Consider the following 7,533-nt stretch of genomic DNA (forward strand, 5'->3'; position numbering starts at 1 on the left):
TGCACATCTACAATTGGGACCAGTGGGCGCAGAAGACGGTGCCGGTGCCGATGGTGACGGGCCATGAATTCGTCGGCACCGTTGCCGATTTCGGCGCAGCGGTCACCGAATACAAGGTCGGCCAGCGTGTATCGGGCGAAGGCCACATCGTCTGCGGCCATTGCCGCAACTGTCGCGCCGGGCGAGGGCATCTGTGCCGCAACACGCTCGGCGTCGGCGTCAACCGTCCAGGCGCCTTCGGCGAGTATCTGGCGATCCCGCAGCACAATGTCGTGCCGATCCCCGACGATGTGCCCGATGAGATTGCCGCGATCTTCGATCCCTTGGGCAATGCCGTCCACACCGCATTGTCCTTCGATCTGGTCGGCGAGGACGTGCTGGTGACTGGCGCCGGGCCGATCGGCATCATGGGCGCGCTCGTCGCCCAATGCGTCGGCGCGCGCAAAGTGGTCATCACTGACATCAACCCGGTGCGGCTGGCGCTAGCCAAGAAACTCGGCGTCCAGCATGTCGTCGACGCCTCGAAGGAGAAGCTGCGCGACGTCATGCCGGTGCTCGGCATGACCGAGGGGTTCGACGTCGGCCTCGAAATGTCAGGCGCCGCCCCCGCTTTCCGCGACATGATCGACACCATGAACAATGGCGGCAAGATCGCCATTCTGGGCATCGCGCCGACCGGCTTCGAGATCGACTGGAACAAGGTCATCTTCAAGATGCTGCATCTCAAAGGCATCTACGGCCGCGAGATGTTCGAAACCTGGTACAAGATGATCGCGCTTGTGCAGGGTCCGCTGGATGTCTCCGGCCTGATCACCCACCGCATCGGCATCGACGATTTTCAGATCGGTTTCGATGCGATGAAGAGCGGCAGTTCCGGCAAGGTGGTGATGGACTGGTAGGGATTGCCTTGGCCGCTATTCAGGAAAAGCTGACGACAGCACCTCTGGTCCGCCGGACATTTTCCAACTAGGGGAACATGGCTGGGTGGAGAGCTATGGCTCCGCTACGTGCGCTCGCTAATCATATACGGCGACGTATCGCGGCCCACCCGGTGACGGTCGATGGGGCAATTCGCTTCAGTCGATGACGGAAACCCGGTGAACCGATGCTGAGGCCCCGACGCGATCGTCTATTTCCTATGATCTGCGATTGAGGTCGAGGTGTTGCCGCTTTCAGCGGGTAAGATGCGATAGACGACTTCCGGTACCCTTCCGGTCAGCGAAAAGGAAGGCAACGAGCCGCATTGCCTCAAGCAAAATGTTACCAATAGTGTCCTGTTCCAAAGGGGATGGACAGGTCGTGCCATTCCGGTTCGGGGGAAGGATGGCGCGGCTCAGCATGGCGACACGGTGAAGCGGCGATCGTGGAGCTTTATTGCGGCGTTGACAAGCGGCGCATTCTGGATGAGTTCGAGGCGGTAACCGGCTATTATTCGCAAGCGCGCGATCCGTCTTATGAACCGTCGTGAGCAGAGGCCGTCTGCGGGCAAGAGCCGCAGCCGCTGTTACGGCAGCGATGTCCGCGACGCGCTCATCGTGTTGTGGGAGGATTCGGAGCGGCTGGGTCCGCATCGACGCTCGCGGCGGCCAGCGCCGCCGGGCAGGAATGAGTTCGCAGTTCGCCGCTCGGTGCCAGCCCGCACCTTCGGCGATTGGAAAGATCCGCCGCCCGGCTTTGTTGAGCGCATTCGGGCACGTCTTCGTCAGGGAGCTTCGTGCAGACGATGGTGCTGACCGGATTGCCGCCGGCTGGACCGATTGCATTCCGCTCCGCACGCGCGACAGCGGCAATGTGATCATGGCGATCAAGCAGGCCCGCTCCCGGTTTCGCTGACCCTGTGCTGCTGTTTGCCGGCATCCGCCCGCACAGGAAGAGCTTGTAAAAGTGCGGAAATCGAGGAGCCGTTGGTCGTCGATCTTCAGCCTGAACGCGGTCGTTTGCTGGTGCCGCAAATCGGCTGTTGCATGTACATCCCTGTCAGACGTCAGTTTTCCTCGCCTATTTTGGTGTCGAGCGCGAAGTGCTCCAACCAGATTGCAAGGCTTTTTGGAAATGAGAGCGGCTTTGCGCAGGGCGCTCCGTTGTTGAGCATTCAAGCTACCAAGCCAATGACGCGCAGGTTCCACCAGGCTCGCCAGCCTTGAAGGACAGCGAAAAAAGCAGAGCACGACAGACACAACAGTGCATCAGGACGCCGCAGTCGTTGAAGATGGTGCGCTGCATCCATACCGTGGATGCATTCGATCCAAATAATCGATTTGTTCAATCAGTTTCTCGAAAGCTAACCCTACCCTCTGTGGGAATCGGGCTCTGAGCCGCGACGCTGCCTTGCGAGCGCAGGGGCTGCACGTAGGAGAGATGATGCAACGAGAAATCGCACGCGGGTTGCTGGCCTCGTGGGTTCGCCGACCGGCGTATTTGAGCCCGTCAGTTGGTCCTCACCCGCGCCTATTGCCACCGAGCGACTTGCATGTCCCTCCGACTCGGACCAGTTCCGAGAGCTGCGACGAGTTGCGCGCCGTGTGCTCCGATCAGATGGCCGCCGGTGACGCGTTCGATGGGCCGTCCCTCTTCGAGAGGAGATGAAATGCGAACGCTGCTCGTGGATCATCATGCGGATCTTGCGCGCGCCATGCGACTTGCGCTCGGGGATGGCGGCTTCGTCGTTGATGTCGTTGGTACTCTGGAACTGGCTTCGAGTGCATTTTCTTGCGCCAGCTATGAAATTCTCCTGCTGGAATTGGCTCTGCCAGATGGCGATGGCTTGGGTTGGCTGAGGCAGTTGAGGACCCACGGGCATTCAGTTCCTGCCGTCATTATGAGCAGCCTTAACGATCTCGATAAGCGAATTGCGATCTTCAACGGTGGTGCGGACGACTTTCTGCTCAAACCCATCTCTACCGATGAGCTTATTGCCAGAATGAGAGCCATTCTGCGCCGGGCGACACAGATGACCGACCTGAGGCTCGTATTTGGCAATCTCGACTTTGATCCGGTCGCCCGCCAGGTTTTCGTTGATGGGCACCCAATGATGATCGCACGTCGCGAACTCTGTGTTCTAGAGCACCTGCTTAACCGGGCAGGCCGCATCGTGCCCCGTGCGCAATTGGAAGATCACCTCTATTCATTCAACGACGACGTGTCTGCCAACGCGCTTGAAGTCGGAATTTATCGTTTACGGGGACATCTGACCAGATCAGGTGCAACGCCACGGATCAAGACCATCCGAGGCATTGGTTACATCCTAGAATTGACTGACGCCTCGTCCGCATAGTTTGTCGAATCGAAAGAAGATCTATTTTGCTGATCCTTCAACATCCTTGCGCTGCGCTCAATTGGCGGGCGATCGCCAACAAGGTTACAAGACCTGCAGTGCCCCGTTACCTGGGCCATCTCCTCTGCGCGCTTATTGTGACTTTCCCACTTGGTGTCGCGGCGCAAAACAAGCAGGACAAAGGCCCGCCGCATGCGGCTTCGAATAGCATCAACGCCACGCTGACCCTTTCCTCTTCGCTCGGGGAGACCGTTCATCTGCCCGGGCCAGCCACGACCATCTTTGTTGCTGACCCCACGATCGCGGATTTTCAGGCGCCATCGAGCAAAACAATCTTCGTCTTTGGCAAGAAATCGGGGCGGACCAGCCTATTCGCCTTGGATGGCAATGGCGAGCCTCTCGCCGAATTGCGTATCGTTGTCACGCAACCGATCGGGGATTTACGCGCCATGTTGCGGGAGCAGGTCGGCGACTATCCCATCCGCGTCAACTATACGCCGCGCGGCGCAATCCTTAGCGGGACGGCGCCCGACGCAGAGGTCGCCGACACCGCAAAAAGAGTCACTGAGCAATATCTGGGCGACGGAGCGCAAGTCGTCAACAACATCAAGGTCGCTGGATCCCTGCAAGTTAACCTCAGCGTGCGCGTAGCCGAAGTCTCACGCAGCGCCATGAAGTCACTCGGCGTCAACTTGTCCGCCTTCGGTCAAATCGGCAATTTCAAAGTGGGCGTTCTAAGCGGAAGCGCTGCAAGCGCTGGGTCTGGTTCAACCCAGGGTGGCGGTACAGCAGAAATCGGATTCGACAACGGTGCCGTCAACGTCAGCGCGGTTCTCGACGCGCTCGCCAAGGAGCATATAGCTTCCGTCCTGGCTGAGCCGAACCTCACCGCTATGTCGGGTGAAAAGGCCAGCTTTCTCGCGGGCGGCGAATTTCCCATTCCTGTCCTGCAGGAAAACAGGCAGGTATCGGTTGAATTCCGTCACTTCGGCGTCAGTCTGGAATTTGTGCCGACAGTTCTCAGCAACAATCAAATCAACATTCACGTAACGCCCGAAGTCAGTGAACTGTCGACGCAAGGTGCCGTGCAAATCAACGGAATTTCCGTGCCGGCAGTTTCCACGCGCCGAGCCGATACGGTCGTCGAACTCGCCAGCGGCCAGAGCTTCGCAATCGGCGGTCTAATCAGGCGGAACGTCAACAATGATGTCAGGGCCTTTCCCTGGCTCGGAGAACTGGCGATCCTGGGACCGCTTTTTCGCTCGACCTCGTTTCAAAAAGAGGAGTCAGAACTGGTCATTCTAGTTACGCCTTACATTGTAAGACCAGGCTCCAACCCAAACCAGATGAGCGCACCGACCGAGCGGGCGGCACCGGCTTTGAACGGAGGGGGCGCTCCGACGAATTCCGTGACAAGTCCCCCGCGAGACCGCGCTGCTATCCGTGCGGGCGCGCCAAGCGCCCAGGGCGGTCTCGGCTTCATCATCGAATAGTGTCATCCAAAGATGTTGCGTTTTATAATCCTCTTTGTCGCTCTGGCACCAAGCGTAAGTGGCTGCACAAGCACTACGCCAGTTGATGTCGAACCATCGGCACCAATGCTTGTCCGAGAGGAGACCACCGTCCTGACGTTGCAAAGCCTGCGCGCTTCCGAACGGCAGCGTTTGCGTGTTTTCCTAGACAAGGCCAGTCGCGGCCGGTTCGATGCCATCCACCTCCTCATCAGCGGTTCGCCCCAGCTCAGCGCAGGGGTAGCCCATCAGGCCAGGCAGTTGGCAATCGAAGAAGACAACATTCAATTGCGCGATCAACACGACGCCGGCTCAGTGCGAATTGAGGCGATTGTCTATCACGCCCGTCCGCCGGTCTGTCCCTCATATGGTGCCTTACCCAATGAAGAATCCTTCAAACAGCCGCTTGGTTGTTCGACAGGACATAACCTGGCCGTGATGGTCAACGATCCGCGCGATCTGCTCGACAATCAGGCCGTCAAGGCCGGCGATGGCGATCGTGCTTCTGTACCAGTTGCAACTTACAGAACATTCGGGACGGATAAAGGTGGCTGATACCGCCCTTATCTCGGCAGCACTCCTACCGGAGATTGAAAGCTTCCAATCGCGTCCTGATCTAAAATAAAAGGAACCGCTGGATGCAATATAGGCGCTATATCGAGGGCCTTAGGGCCGTTGCTGTACTTCCGGTCGTACTCTTTCATTTCGGAATTTCGGCGATCCCGGGTGGCTTTAGCGGGGTCGATATCTTCTTCGTCATCTCCGGCTACCTAACCAGCGGAAGCCTCCTGGATGACCTTGAACGCGGCCAATTTTCCATCGTCAACTTCTACTGGCGCCGTGCCCGGCGCATTCTGCCGGCGCTCGTCTTTGTGATGCTTCTCACCTGCATTGCGGCATTGTTCATTCTTCTGCCACCGGATCTGCGCGGATTCAGTCTTAGCATCATAGCTACCTCGACCTTCTGGTCGAACGTTTTCTTCTGGAAAACGTCAAGTTACTTCTCTATCGATGCCGCGCTTCTACCACTGTTGCACACTTGGCCGCTTTCCGTAGCGGAGCAGTACTACATCTTCGCACCAATCCTGATGTTCCTAATCTATCGCTACATCGGGAAGCGCTGGCTGACGACACTTCTTCCGATAATTCTCTGCAGCTTCGTAGTGGCGGTGATGGCGACATCGCTGGCACCCACCGCCGGATTCTATCTGCTGCCGACCCGAATCTGGGAACTCATGTTGGGCGCCCTGCTCATGCTCAAATGCCCCTCGCCGCTGGGCAACCGACTCCTGATGGAGTCGGTGGGGGTGGCCGGATTTGGCCTTCTCGCCATCGGGTTCTTCGCGATTTCGGCGAGTGATCCGTTCCCAGGCTACAACGCCTTGTATCCATGCATCGGAACGGCCCTTCTGATCTATGTTGGCCAAAATACCCCCTCGACGGTCGCCACCCGCATGCTCGAAGTCAGGCCGCTGGTCTGGATTGGGCTCATCTCGTATTCGTTGTATCTTGTTCACTGGCCTCTCAATGCGTTCGCGCACTATCTTTCGTTCCAAAAACTCGATCCGTTGATGACCGGTGCGATGTTGGTGGCAAGCCTCGCATTGGCTGCATTCTCCTGGAAGTTTGTAGAGCAGCCGTTTCGACAGAAGAGGGCCTTCACCTCCCCGGGGCCTATCTTCGCCTTTTCAGCGCTCGCGATCGTTGTCCTTTGTGCCGGCGGAGCGGCGGGGGCGCTCGGCAACGGCTTTCCGCAACGGTTTCCGGACTATGTCCAGCGGCGCATTTCCGTCGGGGACTGGAGGAATGGCATCTGTTTCAACGAGGGCACCAGCCGGATCGAAAGCTGGAATATGGAGGATTGCACGCGCACCAGCGGTTTTCCAACAACGGTTTTTTTGTGGGGCGACTCCTTCGCCGCGCACTATGTTTCCGGCTTGGGTGCTAACATAAATCGATTGCAGGCGAACATCGTTGAATATACGTACGCCAGCTGCGCGCCGATACTCTATTACTACCCGTACGATCGTCTTGATTGTGTCCGGTTCAATCGCAAGGCCTTGGACGTCATCTTGGAAGCGGACATCAAGACGGTTATCCTCAGCGGTAGATGGAGTGACTATGAGGTCAGAGGTTTCGACGGTCTTCAGCAAACAATCGCTACGCTTCGTGCCCTGGGCGTGCGCGTGTTTGTCATCGGCCAGTCTCCGCAGTTCCCAACTGACGTCCGGAAAATTGCGTTCTTCGCCAAGCGCCAAAATCTGGACGATACGTCCTGGCCGATCGCGATGGACCCCGACGTCAACGAACGTGTGCGCTCATTTACCAAAGGCGCCACATTCATCGATCCGCTGAAATTCCTGTGCAGCGCAGGACGCTGCGCCTATTTCGATAGAGGAGAGTTTTTATATTTCGACTATGGTCATTTCTCTTCAGCCGGCGCCACACTGGCAATCTCGAAATACTGGCCGGCTTTTGGCAAGGACAATGCTCTTCCTAAGACGAAGTAGCGGCTCAGCGGCTGACAAGCACCAGTACGGGTCCCAGTGATAGCTCCTGCTTCCGCAGCAGCCGCGACGATGGAGCTGTTCAGGTTTAAGGCCCCCCGATAGTGACCTAGGTGTGGAGCTTCAACAGGTTGTCCTCGATCAGGGCGAGGCGACTGATAGGCGTTTTTGACTTTAGGCTGCCATGTGGACGATGCCAATTGTATCTGTGCAGCCAGACAGGCAGTTCGGCGGCACGATG

At 57.8% G+C, this 7,533-nt stretch carries 5 protein-coding genes and 2 pseudogenes; 6 read left to right on the forward strand and 1 reads right to left on the reverse strand.

What is annotated here, in order from left to right; all coding sequences use genetic code 11:
• From tdh to EN949_RS30545, 6 genes and pseudogenes are all read left to right on the forward strand, one after another.
• Positions 1-899 (forward strand): L-threonine 3-dehydrogenase (gene tdh / locus EN949_RS30520; RefSeq protein WP_127219194.1); only part of this gene is annotated, 899 nt, incomplete at its 5' end.
• A 714-nt stretch (positions 900-1,613) separates the two neighbouring features.
• A pseudogene (locus EN949_RS36790) lies at positions 1,614-1,782 on the forward strand (transposase); the annotation flags it as partial.
• Between the two features lie 805 nt (positions 1,783-2,587).
• The gene (locus EN949_RS30530) at positions 2,588-3,274 is read left to right on the forward strand and encodes a response regulator transcription factor (protein WP_063169262.1); all 687 of its coding nucleotides are present in this window, start codon (positions 2,588-2,590) and stop codon (positions 3,272-3,274) included.
• 71 nt (positions 3,275-3,345) lie between these two features.
• A complete protein-coding gene (locus EN949_RS30535; protein ID WP_063170365.1) occupies positions 3,346-4,767 on the forward strand; it encodes a type II and III secretion system protein family protein in 1,422 nt (473 codons plus the stop codon).
• A gap of 12 nt (positions 4,768-4,779) precedes the next feature.
• Positions 4,780-5,340, forward strand: coding sequence for a CpaD family pilus assembly lipoprotein (locus tag EN949_RS30540; protein ID WP_063169261.1), 561 nt, complete (start codon positions 4,780-4,782; stop codon positions 5,338-5,340).
• An 83-nt stretch (positions 5,341-5,423) separates the two neighbouring features.
• Positions 5,424-7,295 (forward strand): acyltransferase family protein, encoded by a 1,872-nt coding sequence (locus tag EN949_RS30545; RefSeq protein ID WP_063169260.1) that lies wholly within the window; start codon positions 5,424-5,426, stop codon positions 7,293-7,295.
• Positions 7,296-7,401: 106 nt separating this feature from the next.
• Here the strand turns inward: EN949_RS30545 and EN949_RS30550 are convergent.
• Positions 7,402-7,533, reverse strand: a pseudogene (locus tag EN949_RS30550) (IS481 family transposase); the annotation flags it as partial.

This window comes from Mesorhizobium sp. M7A.F.Ca.US.007.01.2.1, assembly GCF_003998165.1.
Lineage (GTDB): Bacteria > Pseudomonadota > Alphaproteobacteria > Rhizobiales > Rhizobiaceae > Mesorhizobium > Mesorhizobium ciceri.